The organism is Pseudomonas sp. p50(2008) (assembly GCF_015351605.1).
Taxonomy (GTDB): domain Bacteria; phylum Pseudomonadota; class Gammaproteobacteria; order Pseudomonadales; family Pseudomonadaceae; genus Aquipseudomonas.
In genome coordinates, this window is the sequence record NZ_JACMYF010000003.1 from 358365 (window position 1) to 378672 (window position 20308).

Consider the following 20308-nt stretch of genomic DNA (forward strand, 5'->3'; position numbering starts at 1 on the left):
GTTGAATCTTGGGGTCAGAAAACTCAGTCCAAAGGCGGAACAGGAAGCCCGCGTTTGGCGTAGAAGGCATCGACAAAGGCGGCCAATGTACCCTGTTGAATAGCCTCGCGCAAACCAGCCATAAGCACTTGATAATGACGCAAGTTATGGATGGTATTGAGCATGCTCCCCAGCATTTCGCCGCACTTGTCCAGGTGATGCAGATAAGCGCGGGAGAAGTTCTGGCAGGTATAGCAATCGCAGGTCGGATCCAGTGGCGAATCATCATGGCGATGGAACGCATTCCGGATCTTCAGCACGCCTGTATCAATGAACAGATGCCCATTGCGGGCATTACGGGTTGGCATCACGCAATCGAACATGTCCACACCGCGGCGCACACCCTCCACGAGATCTTCAGGTTTGCCAACGCCCATAAGGTAACGAGGTTTGTCAGCCGGCATCTGGCCCGGCAGGTAATCCAGCACCTTGATCATTTCATGCTTGGGCTCGCCCACCGACAGACCGCCGATGGCCAGGCCGTCGAAGCCGATCTTGTCGAGGCCTTCCAGGGAACGCATGCGCAGGTCCTGGTGCATGCCGCCCTGAACGATGCCAAACAGCGCCGCCGTATTGTCGCCGTGCGCATTTTTCGAGCGCTGAGCCCAGCGCAACGACAGCTCCATGGAAACGCGAGCCACGTCTTCGTCAGCCGGGTAAGGCGTGCACTCGTCGAAAATCATCACGATGTCCGAGCCCAGGTCGCGCTGAACCTGCATCGACTCTTCCGGCCCCATGAACACCTTGGCGCCATCCACCGGAGAGGCGAAGGTCACGCCCTCCTCCTTGATCTTGCGCATCGCGCCCAGGCTGAACACCTGGAAACCACCGGAGTCGGTCAGGATCGGGCCTTTCCACTGCATGAAGTCATGCAGGTCGCCGTGCTTCTTGATCACTTCAGTGCCAGGACGCAGCCACAGGTGGAACGTGTTGCCCAGAATGATTTCCGCGCCCGTGGCGGTGATATCCCGCGGCAGCATGCCCTTCACGGTGCCGTACGTGCCCACCGGCATGAAAGCCGGGGTCTCGACGGTGCCGCGCGGGAAGGTCAAACGACCGCGACGCGCCTTGCCGTCGGTGGCCAGCAATTCAAACGACATACGACTCATACAGTTTCCTCAGGGCCCGATTCTTTAGGGGCAGTCGGCGCAGGATTACGGGTGATAAACATCGCATCACCGTAGCTGAAAAAGCGGTAACCATGCTCCACCGCTGCTTTATAGGCAGCCATGGCTTCGGGATAACCGGCGAACGCCGAAACCAGCATCAACAGCGTGGATTCAGGCAAATGGAAGTTGGTGACCAGGGCATCGACCACATGAAACGGTCGGCCAGGGTAAATAAAAATATCGGTGTCGCCACTGAACGGCTTGAGCACGCCATCACGCGCGGCACTCTCCAGGGAACGCACACTGGTGGTCCCCACCGCCACCACGCGACCACCGCGAGCGCGGCACGCAGCCACCGCATCCACCACATCCTGGCCGACTTCCAGCCATTCAGTGTGCATGTGGTGATCTTCAAGCTTCTCGACGCGCACCGGCTGGAACGTGCCCGCACCCACGTGCAAGGTCACGAACGCCGTCTCGACGCCCTTGGCGGCAATCGCCTCCATCAGCGGCTGATCGAAATGCAGCCCCGCCGTCGGCGCCGCCACCGCGCCCAGGCGCTCGGCGTACACCGTCTGATAACGCTCGCGGTCCGAGCCTTCATCCGGGCGGTCTATATAAGGAGGCAGCGGCATGTGCCCGACGCGATCGAGCAGCGGCAACACCTCCTCAGTGAAGCCCAGCTCGAACAACGCATCGTGACGCGCCAGCATCTCGGCTTCGCCACCGCCATCAATCAGGATCTTCGACCCAGGCTTGGGCGACTTGCTGGACCGCACATGGGCCAGCACGCGATGACTGTCGAGCACCCGCTCCACCAGAATTTCCAGCTTGCCGCCGGACGCTTTCTGGCCAAACAGCCGTGCCGGAATCACCCGGGTATTGTTGAACACCATCAAATCGCCCGGGCGCAAATGCTCGAGCAAATCAGTGAATTGACGGTGTGCCAGGGCGCCGCTGACCCCATCAAGGGTCAACAGGCGACTGTTGCGACGCTCGGCCAAAGGGTGGCGAGCAATCAGCGAATCAGGGAGTTCGAAAGTAAAGTCAGCAACGCGCATGATGGGGTTCGTCTAGCAGGGGCCGGAAGTCTAGCCGAAATAGTGAAAATTCTCTATGTACATGATTGACCAACGGTAATCTCATCTCTATACTTCGCCGCCATTGAGCCCTGATGGCGGAATTGGTAGACGCGGCGGATTCAAAATCCGTTTTCGCAAGAAGTGGGAGTTCGAGTCTCCCTCGGGGCACCAAAATTAAGAAAGGTCTTGCTTTGCAAGGCCTTTTTTTTCGCCTGCGATAAAGTGGCTGACACCCCACCGTCCCGTGTAGGAGCTGCCGAAGGCTGCGATCTTTTGATCTTGCTGCTCTTCCCCGCCGCCCGCCGTGATGGACCCATTCACAAGGATTCCCCCATGGAACTGCTGCTGGAAACTGTTGCTTTGTTCTGCATGAAGCTTGCGTATGAGACGGAGGATTCGAGTCCGATTCTGCGGGATGATTTGCTGATGAGCGATTATGAGCGGGAGGTTTTTGGGTTGCTGGTGAGGCGGGGGGATGTTGAGGGGATTCAGTTTCGAGTGGCGCATTGTGTGGGTTTGGCGCTGGAGGCTATAGGCGGTGGTGATACGCCGCTTGGGCGGGAGCTGCACCGGTTGTTTGCTGATTTCAGTGATGCGCGGACGATGGATCAGCTTGAAGCGCCGGCCATTACGCTCAAGGATTATCTGAAAAACATTCAATGAATGAAAGCGGGCGACCCAAACGGGAACGCCCGACAGCTGGACCGACGCTGATCGCTAGCGTTTTATCCAATAATAAACTTGTCCCATTTTCCAAGTTTTTAAAAATTTTCGCCCAATGAAACCGAATACTCCAGAACGACCCTGCCGTGACTGCACCCTGCCAATCTGTGCAAACGGGCTGCAAATTCCTTTCGACACTTCGCACTCTGCGAAATTGCCTATCACCCGCAGAGCCCCGCAGCTGCCTGGGCAGTAGGATGGTTTGCGCTACATCCGGATTGCAAAAAAAGGACACAAACCCTATAAACAGGAGGGGAAAAGTGATTTTTTCAGAGCTTTTTTTTGCGGCGTTATTCCTTTAGCCCTTCGACGACCGAAGCTCTATACTCCGAACCCATGCCCCCCACCAACTAATGCAGCCCTAAACACATGGAATTTAAGAAATCGCTTACTGAACATTTCAAAAAATTCGAAGCGTCTCCGATGTTGTTTATTGGCTCTGGTATATCTAGGCGGTACATAGGAACCGAAAACTGGGAACAGCTTCTACTTAAGTTTTGTAATGCCATCGGGGAGAATTCTCTAAGGCTTAAAACAAGCTCAAATGGTGACCTTACAAAATATGCACAGCTGCTAGCGAAAAGTTATGAAGCGCGTTGGTGGGACCTACCCAACTCTAAAGAAATCTCAGAAGAATTTAAAGAGCACTTTATTAATGACAGCTCTATTCTGAAAATCGAAATATCAAGATACCTTCAGAAAGCGCATGAAAACATCATTCCAGAAATCCGTGAAGAATTCGCCTTATTAGAGAAGGCAAACATTGATGGGGTAATAACCACAAACTGGGATTGCCTAATCGAAAGTATCTTTCCGAAGTTCACTACGTTTATAGGGCAAGATGGATTGATTGCCGGCAGAAGTCATGGTATCGCTGAAATATATAAAATCCATGGATGTTCCAGCACCCCCAACTCTCTGGTATTAACCTCCGAAGACTATGCAGAGTACCGAAGAAAGAATCCGTACCTATCTTCAAAACTTTTGACAATATTTATTGAGCGACCTGTAATATTTCTTGGCTACTCTCTTACCGACCCACACATCTCTGACATTCTAGAAGATATTATCGAATGCTTCCCAGAAAAGAGCTTAGAGTTCTTGAGAGATAAATTAATATTTGTAGAATGGCATAAAGAGCTCGAAGAACCGACGATCACTGATTCGGTTATCCACAAAAGAATACCGGTAAAGCTTCTTCGGGTTAATAACTTCGTAGAAATATATGAAGTTTTGTCTGAGACAAAGAAAAGAATTCCCGCCCATATCTTCCGGCTCATCAAGGATGAGTTGTACGAACTGGTCGTGACTGATGACCCTAAAGGCCAACTTTATGTAAGAAATGAAAGTGAGCTTGCGAAAGGCGACTCTCTTACAGAATTCGTTGTCGGCTATGGCGCGATTTCAACCACAAAAAAAGGCGAAGCCTTATCAAACAAAGGTTTGATTGGTTTGGAGCGATCCGATCTTATTCGAGATATAATTTTCGAAACAGACAAGTATGAAAGTGGATCTGTAATAGCTACAGTGCTACCAAAGCTTGCCAAAGGAAATGTAAAGCTCCCTATACATTACTATTTGAACAAAGCTGGGTATTTATTACCTGATGGTAAGCTGAATCCTAACTCGCCCATTCTCTGTACTGGTGCACAGTCGCGTTTCGAAGCCGATCACTTCGCTGAATTGAACAAAGGCTGGGAGCTAAAAAGATCTAAGACAGTCCCTGAGGTGACAATCGGCGTTAATGAGCTCTATCACAAGCAAGGATTCGAGCTATTTATGAGGATGCTGCCATATATGGATCCCAAGCTTATAAAAGATGGTCTCACAGACTTGGTAGAAATTCTAAAAAAACACGTAGACACGTCTAATGCCAGCGGCTTTGCACGACTTGTCTGCTTCTATGACTTGGTAAAATACAGCAATCGTTATTAAGCATATTTTGGAAAAAAAAGGTGACAGATTTGTGTTCAAGAAAATAAATCTGCCCATTTTTTATTTTTCTATATCTCAATAAAATCAATTTTTGCGACGTGATTTAATTTGCGGCATGATTTACCGTTCCAATATGATTGCATTCTATTTATATATTAATAGCAAAACCAATATATAGCTCTACCCCCATTAATAGAGAGAATAACTCAGTGGCTTGGAACTCAGAAAATGGTATTTGGCAAACGCCTACAAAATTATGGAGCGCTGAACTAGACATCCCAGAAAACGCCCCTGAAAACTGGCTTAGCAAAGCTGGTGGAGACTATTACATTGGAATGTCATTTCACATTTCCCCATTTACTATTATTGACGGAAACGGGGTCTTATCCCCCAACCTTAAGTTCCAACCGTCTGACTTTTACTTATCTCGCACTCACGACCCATATAACAGCTGGGGCGTTAATGCCGTTAAAAGAAAATCTCTAAAAACCGACCCCATGAATTTCTGGAGTTGGCTGCCAGGAATCACCGTCTATGACCGCAATACAAAATATAGTTTACCAGCAGAAGACCTCAGCGCCTATGCAGGCACTGAATGGGCAGACAATGACTCTAGAATATTTCATGGACTGCATGATGACAAACTTAGAGGCAAGCTCATAACCAAATATATTCAGGCGATAAATGATATCACTGGCCCACGTTTTTCAGGCTGGCCATTCGGACAGCGACAACTTAAAGATGCAGTTTTCATTTGGATCCATCATCAGAGCAAAGAGATTCATCGTATTTTGCTTGCCTCACCAATACAGTTTGGCGATAAATTTTCATATCTCAATAAAAATCTATATGACCCAGGAGATCAATTGGGCTCTTGGGCTAATGCCCCAAGCTCGTGGGATTGCAGGCAACCATTAAGATCTTTATACAAATCAAAATTATTAAGCGCTGACGGCTTTCATGAAATCGCTCTAGTAGCAGCTATTTCTGCAGTTGAAACAGCATTTTTTGAGATCGTCTTACACTTAGAACGGGGAGATATTCAAGGCACAAAATCAAAAATAACAAGCCATACATTTAGAAATCGTGCCAAGATATTAATTTCATCATACGGCTACACCCTCCCGAATTCTATTTATACCGGTCTAACTAAAGCCTACAAAGCCAGGAATTCGATTGCGCACGAATTAGCAAATCACACACCTGAAAACATCTCCCACCATATTGAAAATTTAGAAAATGTAATCCTCTGGTATTATAAAAATATTTAACCAAAAACTACGCGACGACGCGACGACGCAAAAAATAAATGCAGAACAAGCTCACAAAGAAGCTGGCAGATTTATATTCTCCGCCAATAAATCTGCCCCCTTTCAGTAGGCGAGAATCCAACGAGAAATTTAGGAGTGTATAAAGTTGACATTGGAGACATAGGGAGTTCCACTTTCGACTCACCCAATATCTCCCCTACCCATTATACGTCACCGGCAACCAGTTCCAACTGAATCGACTTTAGCGATTCAGCGCTGCTAAGAGCAACACAAGAAAATGCTTTCATTTGCAATTCTTCGAGCTGTTTCTGTATTCGTTCGCAGCGCTTTAAATTCTCAGAAGCGTACTTCCTACGCCGTAAGGTTTTCAAATTAAGATTAATAATAAAGATCGAAGACATAACACCTGACATTGCCGCACTGATAGATACCCCAGCATCTCCCCGAACAGCATGCCATCCATGATCAAACATAGCGACACCAAACCCCATCAATTCAAGCGACAACTCTGCGACTTCAAACGTATAGTCTGTTGCCGTTTGCAATAAATCGAAGGAGTCTCTAGAACACTGCGCTTTTTCATTTACATCCGTAGACTTGTCTCGTTGCACTCGCAACGCGACTACCCTCTCAAAATCCTTTGCATCCTGCTCAAATAAAAACCTAAGTCTCGGCTCTATATCAGAAATTACTTTACTTGAAATAAACTCAAAAGTTTTATGTGCATTGATACAATCATCTTTTCTCAAGCTTATGCTGCACACCGTCACCACCATCTTAGCGGCAAGTATGCTAAGAAGTGCGGCCGCACTGCCTGAACCAGGCGATGCTTTCCCGCTACCAAAGTCATTTAATAACTGACCTGCAGGCCTTTCTAGAAGCTCAAAGCCCCCTACAGGCACTTCAATATACTCTTGTTTCATAATCCGCCCTTGGACTACACCACTAACTGAAAACACTAAATTCAATAAGCAACTTTTTAAAATTCGTACAGGAATTTAGCGAAACACAAAACTTCCTAACCTCTTGGCTAGCCCCAAGTCCTTGCTAATACATCTGCGACAGCGTTCCCACTTCGACCTTAAATCCCATGCACATCTATCGATCTAGTAAATAGACGCGAGCGGTGGCGCGAAGCTACTATTTTGCCATCCTTCCGTCTACTGCAAATGAGGAGGGTCACATTTCGCTTCTCGGATATTTTTTGGGCAAGGTTGCAGGATATACGCCCGCACGATAACCTCCCACCGTCGCTGCAAATTCAGCGACCGGGTGTGGAAACCCGCGTAAATCAAGGCGCAACAGCGCCCCAATCACGTTTGCCGGCGCTATTTTTATGCCAGCAGCGTGAGTTATGGCGGCTGTGCGTGGGACGTCTTCGGGCGTGCCGGTTTCCTTGATTACCGGTTTTCCACCCTGCGCACAGCTGTCACCCATTCGTGTGGAAACGAACGTGGCAGCTCCCATATCAAGGAGTTGGATAATGCGCAGCATCAAACCGTACGAAGTTTGGCTTCCCCCTTTACGCAATTCCCAATCGCGTAACGCCCTCCCCCATTGCCTCTCCATCCCCGGAGATGCCCAATGACCGACCAACCAAAGCTAACAACCATCGGCCTCACCCCGGCCATCTACTGCGGCGATCAAGCCCTCTTCCACGTCACCTGCAACGTCCCCCTCGGCGATGCATTAATAATGGCGTCCGATTTCCTCTTCCTCGCGAAAGCACTCACCAAGGATGCGGCGTACCCAAGCGACACGAATTACCACGCGTGTGCTGCGCATTACCTGACGGCGATGGGTATGGCGGTGGTTGATGATGTGCGGAAGGTGCTGGAGCGGGATCAGGCTTGCGGGCCGGCCTCTAAGCGGACAGAGGGTGACGGCTGACACTTAGTTGCGCTGAGGCCTGTGTGGGGTGGGGTACCTGGGATGGTGGTAGTTGATTCAGCATTGATGTTGGCTGGGCTGGCGTCATCGCGGGCAAGCCCGGCTCCCACAGGAATTGTGGTGGGTTGGCGGGCATTGTTGGGCTGTTTGATGTGAGTGGGTTTTAGGTTCAGCTTTGGTATTTTTGTTGTTTGAGCTGGCGCTATCGCCAGCAGGCTGGCTCCCACAGGAATTGTGGTGGGTTGGCGGGCATTGTTGGGCTGTTTGATGTGAGTGGGTTTTTGGTTCAGCTTTGGTATTTTTGTTGTTTGGGTGGGCGCTATCGCCAGCAGGCTGGCTCCTACAGGGGTTGTTTGTGGGGGCTGGCGTCAGGGGTCGGCCTTGAGATTTTTCGGGGCTATTTGAGTGTTCGGATTTGGGTGAATGGCTTTCGGTTTGAAGCTGATAACTATTCGCGCCCCTTTACCTCGATCCCGTTTTTCTGAACTAGTGGGGGTTCGAGTCGCCTGCCCAAATCTAGAAAGGCCTTGCATTGCAGGGCCTTTTTTTCGCCTGTGGATAACATGGATGTAGCAGCATCCAAAACTCACAACGCTTGATCTCCCTGTCCGAGCGATATGACATTTGAACCGCACGCCATCCCCCATGACCTAACCCCGCTACCCCATGACTTCCGGGAATACCCCCATACCCATTCATCGATTGCACCCGCTATCGAATAAACGGTTATCTAAGCCCCAGCGAAGACGCAAAGCGAACCACCCGCAGCAACACCCTGCCCGGTTCGCGCCTAAAAATGCCTTTAAAGGCGATAAGAATAATCAGTCTGGGGAATCGCACGATATGAAGTATCCATTGCGGCCGTTGGTTTTTTGGCCAACGTTTCTGATCTTGCTGGCAGCGGTGATTGCCAGCTATGTCGACCTGAATGCGTTCCTCGCGGTGAGCAAACAGCTCAATACGATGATCCTCAGGAATTTCTCCTGGCTGTTCAGCGCGGGCTCTTTCGCGATGGTGGTCCTCACGGCAATCGTATACTTCTCGCCATTGGGCAAGGTGCGCATCGGTGGCGAGCAGGCCCAGCCGTTGTTGAGCAAGTGGCGCTGGTTCATGGTCGCGCTGTGCACCACGCTTGCCGTCGGTGTGCTGTTCTGGACCACGGCCGAGCCGCTGTATCACCTGTATTCCCCACCTTCTAGCATGGCAATCGAGGCGGGTTCGGCGGCGGCGAAGACCTTTGCGATGTCGACGATGTTCCTGCACTGGACCATCACCCCTTACGCGATTTATCTGGTGCCTTCGCTGGTGTTCGCGCTGGTGTTCTACAACCTGCGCGCCAACTTCTCTATTGGCTCCATGCTGCAACCGTTGCTGGGTGCCGCACGGGTCAAGCGCTATGCGGGACTGATCGACACCCTGGCGATGTTTGCACTGGTTGCGGGTATGGCGTCCTCTCTGGGCACCGGTGCGTTGACCCTGGCCGGCGGCTTGAGCCAGTACATCGGCGGTGAGACCACGCCGCTGCGCCTGGCGATCATCATTGGCGTGATCGTCATCACCTTCGTCGCCTCGGCCGCCAGCGGATTGCAGCGCGGCATCGTGATGCTGTCGTCATTCAATACCTGGATCATGCTGGCGCTGGGGTTGTTCGTGCTGCTCTGCGGCCCGACGCTGTTCATGATCAGCCTGGGCGTCGAGTCCCTGGGTGTTTACCTGGACACCTTTTTCAGCCGCAGCCTCTTCACCGGCGCCGCGAGTGGTGACAGCTGGCCGCAAAGCTGGACGATTTTCTACTGGTCGGTCTGGTTCGCCTGGGCCCCGGTCAGTGCCTTGTTTCTCGGCAAGATCGGTCGTGGCTACACCGTCCGCGAGTTCATCCATATCAACATGCTCTACCCGGCGCTGTTCACCGCGCTGTGGATCTGCATTTTCTCCGGTTGCAGCCTGTACTTCGACGCGCTGGGCGACGGCAGTTTGAACCGTGTGCTTAACGAGCAAGGCGTCGAGCATGTGCTGTACCAGATGTTCCAGCAGTTGCCGGCCAGTGGCCTGATGGTCGCCTTCCTGTTGTTCATCGCGTTCATTTCTTTCGTCACGGCAGCGGACTCCAGCACCGACGTGATCTCTAACCTGTGCAGCAAGGGCGTCACCGCGGATTCGGATCTGGACGGTAACCCGATGCTCAAAGTGGTGTGGGGCGTGATCATCGGGACGGTGTCGTGGGTGATGGTGGCCTTCGTCGGCATCGACGGGGTGAAGATGCTGTCCAACTTGGGTGGGCTGCCGGGAATGATTCTGGTGCTGCTGGCCAGCACCTCGCTGATTTACTGGCTGAAGAATCCGGCGCTGCTGGACGTAAAAACCGTCCCTGTCAGCCAGGCCACCCGAGCCCGGGAGATGCCCGTCGGCGTCACCCCAACGCCGGAGCTCTCGCGATAAAACCGCCTCTGGCCTGACCCCTTCCCGTTTCAGCAAGCGCCTGCCTCCCCGATGTTTGGGCGAGGCATTGGCTCGCGATCAAAATCTTGAATATTGCTTTGGAGTCTCCGATGGACATCATCACCGAGTTTGCCCACAGGGTTCGTGAAATCGAGCATTGCCTGATCCCGTTGCGCGATGGCACTCAACTGGCGGCGCGCATCTGGCTGCCCGATACGGCGGGTGAGCAGGCGTTCCCGGCGATCCTCGAGTACTTGCCTTATCGCAAGCGTGACGGCACGGCCGTGCGTGATGCGCTGACCCACCCGTGGATGGCCGGTCAGGGTTACGTGTGCATTCGTGTGGACATGCGCGGCAACGGCGAGTCTCAAGGCCTGATGGCCGACGAGTACTTGCTCCAGGAACAGAATGACGCGCTGGAAGTGATCGAGTGGCTGTGCCAGCAATCCTGGTGCGACGGCAACGTCGGCATGATGGGCATCTCGTGGGGCGGCTTCAACGGCTTGCAGGTGGCGGCGCGTCAACCTGAAGCCCTGAAGGCGATCATCACGTTGTGCTCCACCGATGACCGTTATGCCGATGACATCCATTACAAGGGTGGCAACCTGCTGATGGAGAACTTCGGCTGGGCGGCGACCATGCTCAACTTCAGCGCAGCGGTGCCTGATCCATTGCTGGTGGGCGATAGCTGGAAAGGACTGTGGCAGGAGCGTCTGGACGCCATGCCGTTGCTGGCCGAGACCTGGCTGCAACACCAGACGCGCGACGACTACTGGCGCCATGGTTCAGTGTGTGAGGACTATTCGGCGATCAAGGCGGCGGTCTACGCCGTGGGCGGTTGGGGCGATGCGTACAAGAATGCCGTGCCACGCCTTATGGAAAATCTTGAGTGCCCAAAAAAAGCCATGATCGGGCCGTGGATTCACAAGTACCCGCACTTTGCCGTGCCCAACCCGGCCATCGGTTTCCTGCAGGAAGCCAAGCGCTGGTGGGATCACTGGCTCAAGGGTATCGACAATGGCGTGATGGACGAGGCCGCGTGCACGTTTTATCTGCAAGACGTACTGCCTCCCAAGGGCAGTTACGCCGAGCGTCCGGGCATCTGGGTGCAGACCACCGGCTGGCCTGATCCGCAGGTTCAATGGACGGACTTCAGCCTCGATGATCAAGGTTTGGGCCAGGGCCAACAGTCGTTGAGCGCTTCACGCAGCATCTGCTCGCCGCTGACCACCGGGCTGCATCAGGGCGAGTACTGCGCGATATGGTTCGGCCCCGATGGCCCGACCGATCAGCGCCGCGACGATGCGCAGTCCCTGTGCTTCGACTCACAACCGCTGACCGAGCCGTTGGCGTTGCTGGGGGATGTGCGCCTGAAGTTGCGCCTGAGCAGCGACACCGCCTGTGGACAACTGGTCGCCCGACTCAACGCCGTCGCGCCGGATGGCCAGGTCAGCCAGCTCACCTATGGCGTGCTGAACCTCAACCTGCGCGACGACTTCGCCCAGCTGACGCCGCCTGTGCCGGGCGAGCCAATGGACGTGAACTTGAGCCTGGATCAGGTGGGTGTACGCCTGCCGACCGGTTATCGTTTGCGCCTCGCACTCAGTACCGCCAGCTTTCCGCTGCTGTGGCCGAGCCGCGAACTGACCACCCTGACCTTGTTGCCCGGGCTGCAAAGCGTGCAGTTGCCGGTATTCACCGGTGAGGCAGTGGAATGCCCGTTCGAAGCACCGCAAAGTGCGCCACCGGCAGCTTTGGACGTCCTGCGCGCCGCCGCGCCCAAGCGCACCTTGATCGAAGACGTCAGCAGCGGTGAAGTGTGCGTGCGCATCGAAGACGATTTGGGGGCGGTGCGCTTTCTCGACCATGGCTTGTGGGTCGATCAGCGGTGCACCGAGGAATACTGCACCTTGCCGTGGGACCCGATGTCGACCCGTGCCGATATTCAGTGGCAGTACCGCGTCGGGCGCGATCAGTGGTCCGTAGAGGTCGACAGCAGCCTGCATTTGCGCGCGGATGATCAATGGTTCTACGTGGAGGCCGAGCAGGTGGCACGGGAGAACGGCGAGCAGGTGCATCACCGCCAGTGGAGCAAACGCGTCGCCCGGGTCGCACTGTGAGGCCGGGAATGGCAGGATGCTCCGGAATCTGATTACCGGTCGACCCCAGTTCGCTGGGGTTACCTCTTGCCAGTGGATACTTCATGTCGCGCCGAAACGTCGATCTCCCACCGCTCAACTGTCTGCAGACCTTTGAGGCCGCCGCCCGTCATTTGAGTTTTACCCAGGCGGCCCACGAGTTGAACCTGACCCAAAGCGCGGTCAGCCGACAGATCAAGCGTCTGGAAGAAGACCTGGCGCGCCCGCTGTTCCACCGTCTGACGCTGGGCATCAGCCTGACGCCGGCCGGTGAGCGTTACTTCCGCACCATCCAGCGCCTGTTGCGCGAGCTGGATCGCGAATCCGCCGAACTGCGCCGCCGTGGCGCGGATCGGCAACTCACCCTGGCGAGCACACCGACCATCAGTTCGATCTGGCTGGCAGCGCTGTTGCCGCACTTCCAGAGCCAGCACCCGGACCTGGACATCCGCATTCTGTGCAGCGAAAGCCCGAGCCACCTGGACGTCAGCGAATACGACCTGGGCTTGTTCTATCACCTCGACGAATTGCCCGCGCCCCATGGTCTGGAGCTGTCACCGGTGTTTGAAACAGAGGAAGTGATCGCCGTCTGCAGCCCCGGGTATTTGCAGCGCCGAGGCGAGATTCGAGACGCGGCGCATCTGCTCGAAGACCACACCCTGCTGATCGTGGAAGACCATTACCACGACTGGCTGACCTGGGCCGACTGGTTCTCCGACGCCGGCGCCAGCTACCACAGCCCGAGGCACGCCTTGCGCACCAACAGCTACCAATTGCTGATGCAGTCGGCGGTCATGGGCCAAGGGGTTTCCCTGGGCTGGAAAAGCCTGCTTGAAGGCGAGCTGGCGTCGGGCCGCCTGCAGATGGCATTACCCCACAGCATGCGCAGCCGTGGCCGCCTGTACCTGATGCAACCGCACCACCGCAACCCGCTGCCTGCCGTTCGCAGTTTCCAGCACTGGTTACTGACGCATGCCGACGCTTTGAAAACAAACCCCTGATGTTTCGCCTTGGGTCATCACGATCAATAGACGTCAGCGCTAACAAGAGGGGGCATAGGTGTCGAAAATGCCTAAAGCGCGAGCTCTTCCGGTAAAGTGCCGCTCCCCGGTAATTGGATCCGGGCGCTTTTCCATGGAGTAACACCTTGAAGTCCTTCGGTAAAATCATCGCTTCTGCAGTATGTGGTTTGGTTCTTGCGGGCTGCACCGGTACCGCTATGAAGTCCCCGCATTACGAAAGCAATCAGTACACCGTCGTTGGCCACAGTGAGGCCAGCGCTACAGGCCTGATGCTGTTCGGTCTGATCCCGATTCGTCAGAACTCCCGTTTTGTTCGCGCGCAGGATGCTGCAATCCAGGCCAAGGGTGGCGATGCACTGATCAATACTCAAGTGCAGGAAAAGTGGTTCTGGGCCTGGGTCCTGAACGGCTACACCACCACCGTCTCCGGCGATGTGATCAAGCTGAAAACGGCTAACTAAGCGGCGTTCGGCTCGAGAAAGCCCGGTTCGCCGGGCTTTTGTGTTTCTGGCGTTTGGGAAGGTGGACTCATCTGGATAAGTTTGCAGCAGGGCTGGGCTGGCGCTATCGCCAGCAGGCTGGCTCCCACAGGGGTTTTGTGGCGTGGCTCAATGCATCTGCTCCTCGAAATACCCACGGATCTGACGCTGTTTCCTACCCACAATGCTTGCTATACATGAGCCATCGACCGGCCCTGAGGGAATCAGGCCGGTGAGTGAACGCCTGTTGCGGCAGTCATCTAGACTCAATGGAGAGTCGTAGGCAGAACCGAACACGTCGCTTTGGTGCCGTTCGATCAATAGCCGCGTGGCAAGCTGCTCTTTATGCCCAGTAGAGGTGCGGCAAAGACCGCACCGGGCACAACAAGATGCCCGTTCAGGGTGCCCTGGCCAACGGCCTGAAAATCCACGATACCGTGACGTGGTGTGAATGCCGCAGCCGACACTTTCGGACGACCGACGACCTTCTGGTTCGTCCGTGACCGTGAGGATTGCTGAATGCCTGATGAGATGCTGCACCTGCCAGTGGTCAACAGTCTGCTGGAGCGCCATAAGGGCTCCCCGGGTGCGCTGTTGCCCATTCTTCATGATATTCAGGAACGCATCGGCTACATCCCCGACGCCGCCGTCCCCGAGATTGCCCACGCCCTGAACCAGAGTCAGGCCGAGATTCGTGGCGTGATCAGCTTCTACCATGATTTCCGTACTGCGCCGCCAGCGCGGCATATCCTGCGTCTGTGCCGCGCCGAGTCGTGCAAGAGTCGCGGCGCCGAGCAGCTGGCGGCGCAGTTGCGCGATCGTCTGCAGCTCGATGACCACGGCAGCAGCGCCGACGGCAGCATCAGTTTGCGTCCGGTGTATTGCCTCGGCGCCTGCGCTTGTTCGCCTGCCCTGGAGCTGGATGGCCAGGTGCATGCGCGACTCAGTGCCGAGCGTCTGGATGCCTTGCTCGACGCTTGCCGGGAGGACGCGTGATGCCTCTTTATTTGCCTGCTGATTCGCTCGCCCGTGCCGTGGGCGCTGATGAAGTGTCCGTCGCTCTGATTACCCAGGCCCAGGAACGCAATCTGCCGCTGGAGTTGCAGCGCACCAGTTCTCGCGGCTTGTACTGGCTGGAACCGCTGCTGGAAGTGGACAGCCCGCAAGGCCGGATCGGTTTCGGCCCACTGACCGCTGCCGATGTGCCGTCCGTGCTCGACGCGCTGCAAGGCGAGCCATCCGCGCACCCGCTGGCCTTGGGTCTGGTGGAAGAATTACCGTATCTGAAGACGCAACAACGCCTGCTGTTCGCCCGCGCCGGCATCACTCGGCCGCTGTCCCTGGACAATTACCGGGCCCACGGTGGATTCGAGGGTTTGCACAGGGCCGTCAAAATAGGCGGCGAGCACACTGCGACTGAAGTGTTCGATTCAGGCCTGCGTGGCCGTGGCGGCGCAGCGTTTCCCGCCGGGATCAAATGGCGCACGGTGCGCGCTACCGAGGCTGTGCAAAAGTACATCGTGTGCAACGCCGACGAAGGCGATTCCGGCTCCTTTGCCGACCGTATGCTGATGGAAGGCGACCCTTTCCTGCTGATCGAAGGCATGGCCATTGCCGGTCTTTGCGTCGGCGCCACTTATGGCTACATCTATGTGCGCTCGGAATACCCAGACGCCGTGGCCACGTTACGTGCAGCGCTGAACATCGCCCGTTCCGCCGGCTACCTGGGCGCGAATGTCGGCGGCAGCGGTCAGGCCTTCGACATGGAGGTGCGCGTCGGTGCCGGTGCCTACATCTGCGGTGAGGAAACCGCGCTGCTGGACTCCCTCGAAGGCAAGCGCGGGATCGTTCGCGCCAAGCCGCCCATCCCCGCCTTGAAAGGTTTGTTCGGCCTGCCGACCCTGGTGCACAACGTGCTGACCCTGGCTTCGGTGCCGCTGATTCTGGCCAAGGGCGCGCAGTTTTATCGTGATTACGGCATGGGCCGTTCCCTGGGCACCATGCCTTTCCAGTTGGCGGGCAATGTTCGTCACGGAGGTCTGGTGGAACGGGCATTTGGCCTGACACTGCGCGAACTGGTGGAAGGCTACGGCGGGGGTACCGCCAGTGGCCGACCATTGAAGGCTGTGCAAGTGGGCGGTCCGCTCGGAACGTGGGTGCCGCCGTCGCAGTTCGATACGCCGCTGGATTACGAAGCCTTCGCAGCCATGGGCGCGATGCTCGGCCACGGTGGTGTGGTGGTGGCGGACGACACGCTGGACATGTCCCAAATGGCGCGTTTTGCGATGCAGTTCTGCGCCGAGGAATCCTGCGGCAAATGCACGCCCTGCCGAATCGGGTCGACCCGTGGCGTGGAGGTGATCGACCGCCTGCTGGCCGCACCGGACCAGAACGGACGCGATGCGCAGGCCATCATCCTCAAGGACCTGTGCGACACGATGCAATACGGTTCGCTCTGTGCGTTGGGCGGCATGGCCCCGTTTCCGGTGGCCAGCGCTCTCAAGTACTTCCCCGCCGACTTCGGTCTGCAGCCTTCGGAGGCCGAGCAATGATCACTCTCTTCGACCCGAAAACCGACATCGATCTGGGCACGCCTGCCCGCGACAGCCAGGTGCAAATCACCCTGAACATCGACGGTCGCAGCATCAGCGTGCCCGAAGGCACCTCGGTAATGCGCGCCGCTGCACTGCTGGGCACCACCATTCCGAAACTCTGTGCCACCGACAGCCTGGAAGCCTTCGGTTCCTGCCGCATGTGCCTGGTGGAAATCGACGGCATGCGCGGCTATCCGGCCTCATGCACCACGCCGGTCACCGAAGGCATGAGCGTGCACACCCAGACGCCGAAGCTCGCAACCCTGCGGCGCAACGTCATGGAGTTGTACATCTCCGATCACCCGCTGGACTGCCTGACCTGCTCGGCCAACGGCAACTGCGAATTGCAAACAGTGGCCGGTCAAGTCGGCCTGAGGGAAGTGCGTTACGGCTACGAAGGCGACAACCATCTCGCCGACGTCAAGGACACCTCCAACCCCTATTTCGATTTCGACCCGAGCAAGTGCATCGTCTGCAACCGCTGCGTACGCGCTTGCGAAGAAACCCAGGGCACCTTTGCGCTGACCATCACCGGGCGCGGTTTTGAATCCCGGGTGGCCGCCGCTGGGGGTGACAACTTCCTCGACTCCGAATGCGTGTCCTGCGGCGCCTGTGTGCAAGCCTGCCCGACCGCGACCCTGATGGAAAAAAGCGTGGTCGAACTGGGTCAACCCGAACGCAGCGTGATCACCACCTGTGCCTATTGCGGCGTGGGCTGCTCGTTCCGTGCCGAGATGAAAGGCGACAAGCTGGTGCGCATGGTTCCGGATAAAAACGGCCAGGCCAACCACGGCCACTCTTGCGTTAAAGGGCGCTTCGCCTGGGGCTACGCCACTCACCCGGATCGCATCACCAAACCGATGATCCGCCAGCACATCAGCGACCCGTGGCAGGAAGTCAGCTGGGAGGAAGCAGTGACTTACGCGGCCAGCGAATTCCGTCGGTTGCAGCAGAAATACGGCCGCGATTCCATTGGTGGTATCACCTCCAGTCGCTGCACCAACGAAGAAACCTACCTGGTGCAGAAACTGGTTCGCGCGGCGTTCGGCAATAACAACGTCGACACCTGTGCGCGGGTCTGCCACTCGCCGACCGGCTACGGCCTGAAGCAAACCCTGGGCGAGTCCGCCGGCACGCAGAGTTTCGACTCGGTGATGAAAGCCGACGTGATCCTGGTGATGGGCGCCAACCCCAGCGATGCCCACCCGGTGTTCGCATCGCAACTCAAACGCCGTTTGCGTGAAGGCGCACGGCTGATCGTGATCGACCCGCGGCGCATCGATCTGGTGGACTCGGTGCATGCCCGCGCCGAGCTGCACCTGGCCCTGCGTCCGGGCACTAACGTGGCCATGCTCAACGCCCTGGCCCATGTGATCGTCACCGAAGGTTTGCTCGACCAAGCCTTTATCGACGCCCGTTGCGAGGGTAGCGATTTTGCTCGCTGGAGCGAGTTCGTCAGCCGCGCTGAAAACTCGCCTGAAGTCCTTGGCGAGATTTGCGGCGTGGCGCCTGCCGACATCCGCGCCGCCGCCCGCCTGTTTGCCAGCGCCGGCAACGCGGCGATCTACTACGGCCTCGGCGTCACCGAACACAGCCAGGGCAGCACTGCGGTCATGGGCATTGCCAACCTGGCGATGGCCACCGGCAACATCGGTCGTGAAGGCGTGGGCGTGAACCCGCTGCGGGGGCAGAACAACGTTCAGGGCTCCTGCGACATGGGCTCGTTCCCCCACGAGTTGCCCGGTTACCGGCACATCTCCAACGAGGTGGTACGCGCGGAGTTTGAACAGGCGTGGAACGTCACGCTGCAACCTGACCCGGGCCTGCGCATTCCCAACATGTTTGAGGCTGCGCTGGGCGGCACGTTCAAGGGCTTGTATTGCCAGGGTGAAGACATCGCCCAGAGTGATCCGAATACACAGCACGTGACGGCAGCGCTGTCGGCGATGGAATGCATCGTGGTGCAGGACATTTTCCTCAACGAAACCGCCAAGTTCGCCCACGTGTTCCTGCCGGGCTGTTCGTTCCTGGAAAAGGACGGCACCTTCACCAACGCCGAGCGACGCATCTCGCGAGTGCGCAAGGTCATGGAACCGCTGGGCGGCAAGGCCGACTGGGAAGGCACCGTGGCGTTGGCCAACGCCTTGGGCTATCCGATGAACTACGCGCATCCGTCGGACATCATGGATGAAATCGCCAGCCTGACGCCGACGTTCACCAACGTCAGCTACGCCGAACTGGACCGTCACGGCAGCTTGCAATGGCCGTGCAACGCCGCGGCACCGGACGGCACGCCGACCATGCACATCGAGCAGTTCGTGCGCGGCAAGGGGCGCTTCATGCTCACCGGGTATGTGCCCACCGAGGAGAAGGTCAACGGCCGTTATCCGTTGCTGCTGACCACCGGGCGCATCCTCAGCCAGTACAACGTCGGCGCCCAGACACGGCGCACCGACAACGTCGCCTGGCATGACGAAGACCGTCTGGAAATCCACCCGACCGATGCCGAGAGCCGTGGCATCAATGAAGGTGACTGGGTCGGTATCGGCAGCCGCGCCGGGCAGACCGTGTTGCGGGCGCGGGTCACTGAACGGGTCGCGCCGGGTGTGGTGTACACCACCTTCCACTTCCCGGAATCGGGGGCCAACGTCATCACCACCGACAACTCCGACTGGGCGACCAACTGCCCGGAATACAAGGTCACCGCCGTGGAAGTCAGCCGCGTGTACCACCCTTCCGAGTGGCAAAAACGCTTTCAAGCCTTCAGCGAAGAACAGGCCCGCCTGCTTAAGGATCGCCGTCAGGCACGTGGCGCAAAAGCGGAGGTACGCCGATGAGCACGGACAACCTGATCAAGATGGTCAACCAGATCGCCCAGTACTTCGCCAGCGAACCGGACCAGCACGCGGCCGTACTCGGCGTGCGCAATCATCTGCAAATGTTCTGGACGCCGGGCATGCGCAAGGAATTGCTGGCCTGGCAAACAGAGCACCACGGGGCAGACATGCACCCACTGGCGCAAGAAGCGGTCAGTGGCGCAGGTTGGGGGCCATAAACACCGTCCAAAAAACAGTGAAACCCTGTGGGAGCTGGCTTGCCAGCGATGGCGTCCGTTCAGCCAACATCATCATCGCCTGACCCACCGCCATCGCGAGCAGGCTCACTCCTACAGGGGGCCGTGGCGTTCACAAGGGCAATCAATTCACAACAAATGCTGGGAAATCAGTTTCGACACTTCAACCATCGAGGTCCTACCGGTGAATTCAAACTTCACTTTGCCCAACGACGAGAAATAGATTTCCAGCTCGGAGTCCAGGTCGAAGGTGCCTGAGGTTTCCACCGAATACGCCACTATGTTTTTGTACGGCAACGAGGTGAAGTCTTTTTTGCTGCCGGTCAAACCCTGGACGTTGACCGCGATGATCCGTTTGTTGGTAAACACCACGCCATCGCGCATGGATTTGTAGGAGTCGATAACCGTCTCCCCGTCCAGCAGCAAGGCCGTGACGCGTTCGGCGTATTCGTCGTTCTGCTTGAGCTTGAAGAAACCCTTGTTGTTGAAGTCGATCATGGCTCGTTCCCTGTTG

General features: G+C 56.4%; 17 protein-coding genes and 1 tRNA gene. 13 read left to right on the plus strand and 5 right to left on the minus strand.

Features of this window, described 5'->3' with window-relative positions:
• Positions 1 to 23: 23 nt before the first annotated feature.
• Entirely contained in the window at positions 24 to 1139 is a 1116-nt protein-coding gene (tgt, locus tag H7698_RS10130; protein ID WP_162130630.1) for a tRNA guanosine(34) transglycosylase Tgt, read from the minus strand.
• Between the two features lie 5 nt (positions 1140 to 1144).
• Positions 1145 to 2209 carry a tRNA preQ1(34) S-adenosylmethionine ribosyltransferase-isomerase QueA gene (gene queA / locus H7698_RS10135; protein ID WP_194691279.1) on the minus strand — a complete coding sequence of 355 codons (1065 nt, stop codon included), beginning with the start codon at positions 2207 to 2209 and terminating at the stop codon, positions 1145 to 1147.
• 107 nt (positions 2210 to 2316) lie between these two features.
• Between queA and H7698_RS10140 the strand changes: the two genes are divergently transcribed.
• The 4 genes from H7698_RS10140 to H7698_RS10155 all read left to right on the plus strand — a co-directional run bounded on the left by H7698_RS10140 (position 2317) and on the right by H7698_RS10155 (position 6159).
• Positions 2317 to 2401 (plus strand) — tRNA-Leu (locus H7698_RS10140).
• A gap of 162 nt (positions 2402 to 2563) precedes the next feature.
• Entirely contained in the window at positions 2564 to 2893 is a 330-nt protein-coding gene (locus tag H7698_RS10145) for a hypothetical protein (RefSeq protein ID WP_194691280.1), read from the plus strand.
• A 429-nt stretch (positions 2894 to 3322) separates the two neighbouring features.
• The gene (locus tag H7698_RS10150) at positions 3323 to 4888 is read left to right on the plus strand and encodes an SIR2 family protein (protein ID WP_194691281.1); all 1566 of its coding nucleotides are present in this window, start codon (positions 3323 to 3325) and stop codon (positions 4886 to 4888) included.
• 209 nt (positions 4889 to 5097) lie between these two features.
• Positions 5098 to 6159, plus strand: a complete 1062-nt coding sequence (locus H7698_RS10155; protein ID WP_194691282.1) for a hypothetical protein — start codon at positions 5098 to 5100, stop codon at positions 6157 to 6159.
• A gap of 203 nt (positions 6160 to 6362) precedes the next feature.
• On the opposite strand, the gene H7698_RS10160 is transcribed toward H7698_RS10155, so the two are convergent.
• Positions 6363 to 7082: a cyclodeaminase/cyclohydrolase family protein gene (locus H7698_RS10160; RefSeq protein ID WP_194691283.1), complete on the minus strand. Its 720-nt coding sequence runs from the start codon at positions 7080 to 7082 to the stop codon at positions 6363 to 6365.
• A gap of 256 nt (positions 7083 to 7338) precedes the next feature.
• A complete protein-coding gene (locus H7698_RS10165) occupies positions 7339 to 7653 on the minus strand; it encodes a hypothetical protein (protein ID WP_194691284.1) in 315 nt (104 codons plus the stop codon).
• A gap of 90 nt (positions 7654 to 7743) precedes the next feature.
• Between H7698_RS10165 and H7698_RS10170 the strand changes: the two genes are divergently transcribed.
• The 9 genes from H7698_RS10170 (at position 7744) to H7698_RS10210 (ending at position 19776) form a co-directional block, all read left to right on the plus strand.
• The gene (locus H7698_RS10170; RefSeq protein ID WP_194691285.1) at positions 7744 to 8049 is read left to right on the plus strand and encodes a DUF3077 domain-containing protein; all 306 of its coding nucleotides are present in this window, start codon (positions 7744 to 7746) and stop codon (positions 8047 to 8049) included.
• An 843-nt stretch (positions 8050 to 8892) separates the two neighbouring features.
• On the plus strand, positions 8893 to 10488 hold the full coding sequence (locus H7698_RS10175; protein ID WP_235992784.1) for a BCCT family transporter: 1596 nt from the start codon (positions 8893 to 8895) through the stop codon (positions 10486 to 10488).
• Positions 10489 to 10598: 110 nt separating this feature from the next.
• Entirely contained in the window at positions 10599 to 12608 is a 2010-nt protein-coding gene (locus H7698_RS10180; RefSeq protein WP_194691286.1) for a CocE/NonD family hydrolase, read from the plus strand.
• Positions 12609 to 12691: 83 nt separating this feature from the next.
• A complete protein-coding gene (locus H7698_RS10185; protein WP_194691287.1) occupies positions 12692 to 13627 on the plus strand; it encodes a LysR substrate-binding domain-containing protein in 936 nt (311 codons plus the stop codon).
• A gap of 146 nt (positions 13628 to 13773) precedes the next feature.
• Positions 13774 to 14109: a hypothetical protein gene (locus tag H7698_RS10190; protein WP_162438230.1), complete on the plus strand. Its 336-nt coding sequence runs from the start codon at positions 13774 to 13776 to the stop codon at positions 14107 to 14109.
• Between the two features lie 537 nt (positions 14110 to 14646).
• Positions 14647 to 15123: a formate dehydrogenase subunit gamma gene (locus H7698_RS10195; protein WP_194691288.1), complete on the plus strand. Its 477-nt coding sequence runs from the start codon at positions 14647 to 14649 to the stop codon at positions 15121 to 15123.
• The gene (locus H7698_RS10200) at positions 15123 to 16679 is read left to right on the plus strand and encodes a formate dehydrogenase beta subunit (RefSeq protein ID WP_194691289.1); all 1557 of its coding nucleotides are present in this window, start codon (positions 15123 to 15125) and stop codon (positions 16677 to 16679) included. The genes H7698_RS10195 and H7698_RS10200 overlap by 1 nt, the downstream gene beginning before the upstream one ends.
• Entirely contained in the window at positions 16676 to 19558 is a 2883-nt protein-coding gene (gene fdhF / locus H7698_RS10205) for a formate dehydrogenase subunit alpha (RefSeq protein ID WP_194691290.1), read from the plus strand. The genes H7698_RS10200 and fdhF overlap by 4 nt, the downstream gene beginning before the upstream one ends.
• On the plus strand, positions 19555 to 19776 hold the full coding sequence (locus H7698_RS10210; protein ID WP_194691291.1) for a formate dehydrogenase subunit delta: 222 nt from the start codon (positions 19555 to 19557) through the stop codon (positions 19774 to 19776). The genes fdhF and H7698_RS10210 overlap by 4 nt, the downstream gene beginning before the upstream one ends.
• A 147-nt stretch (positions 19777 to 19923) precedes the next feature.
• Here the strand turns inward: H7698_RS10210 and H7698_RS10215 are convergent, their stop codons facing one another.
• The gene (locus H7698_RS10215; protein WP_162438225.1) at positions 19924 to 20292 is read right to left on the minus strand and encodes a PH domain-containing protein; all 369 of its coding nucleotides are present in this window, start codon (positions 20290 to 20292) and stop codon (positions 19924 to 19926) included.
• Positions 20293 to 20308 lie beyond the last annotated feature (16 nt).

Coding starts and splice junctions, on each gene's coding strand:
- tgt (WP_162130630.1), bottom strand. CDS start 1,139: ATGTCGTTTGAATTGCTGGCCACCGACGGCAAGGCGCGTCGCGGTCGT.
- H7698_RS10150 (WP_194691281.1), top strand. CDS start 3,323: ATGGAATTTAAGAAATCGCTTACTGAACATTTCAAAAAATTCGAAGCG.
- H7698_RS10185 (WP_194691287.1), top strand. CDS start 12,692: ATGTCGCGCCGAAACGTCGATCTCCCACCGCTCAACTGTCTGCAGACC.
- H7698_RS10215 (WP_162438225.1), bottom strand. CDS start 20,292: ATGATCGACTTCAACAACAAGGGTTTCTTCAAGCTCAAGCAGAACGAC.
- H7698_RS10210 (WP_194691291.1), top strand. CDS start 19,555: ATGAGCACGGACAACCTGATCAAGATGGTCAACCAGATCGCCCAGTAC.
- H7698_RS10145 (WP_194691280.1), top strand. CDS start 2,564: ATGGAACTGCTGCTGGAAACTGTTGCTTTGTTCTGCATGAAGCTTGCG.
- fdhF (WP_194691290.1), top strand. CDS start 16,676: ATGATCACTCTCTTCGACCCGAAAACCGACATCGATCTGGGCACGCCT.
- queA (WP_194691279.1), bottom strand. CDS start 2,209: ATGCGCGTTGCTGACTTTACTTTCGAACTCCCTGATTCGCTGATTGCT.
- H7698_RS10170 (WP_194691285.1), top strand. CDS start 7,744: ATGACCGACCAACCAAAGCTAACAACCATCGGCCTCACCCCGGCCATC.
- H7698_RS10200 (WP_194691289.1), top strand. CDS start 15,123: ATGCCTCTTTATTTGCCTGCTGATTCGCTCGCCCGTGCCGTGGGCGCT.
- H7698_RS10180 (WP_194691286.1), top strand. CDS start 10,599: ATGGACATCATCACCGAGTTTGCCCACAGGGTTCGTGAAATCGAGCAT.
- H7698_RS10195 (WP_194691288.1), top strand. CDS start 14,647: ATGCCTGATGAGATGCTGCACCTGCCAGTGGTCAACAGTCTGCTGGAG.
- H7698_RS10165 (WP_194691284.1), bottom strand. CDS start 7,653: ATGCTGCGCATTATCCAACTCCTTGATATGGGAGCTGCCACGTTCGTT.
- H7698_RS10160 (WP_194691283.1), bottom strand. CDS start 7,082: ATGAAACAAGAGTATATTGAAGTGCCTGTAGGGGGCTTTGAGCTTCTA.
- H7698_RS10175 (WP_235992784.1), top strand. CDS start 8,893: ATGAAGTATCCATTGCGGCCGTTGGTTTTTTGGCCAACGTTTCTGATC.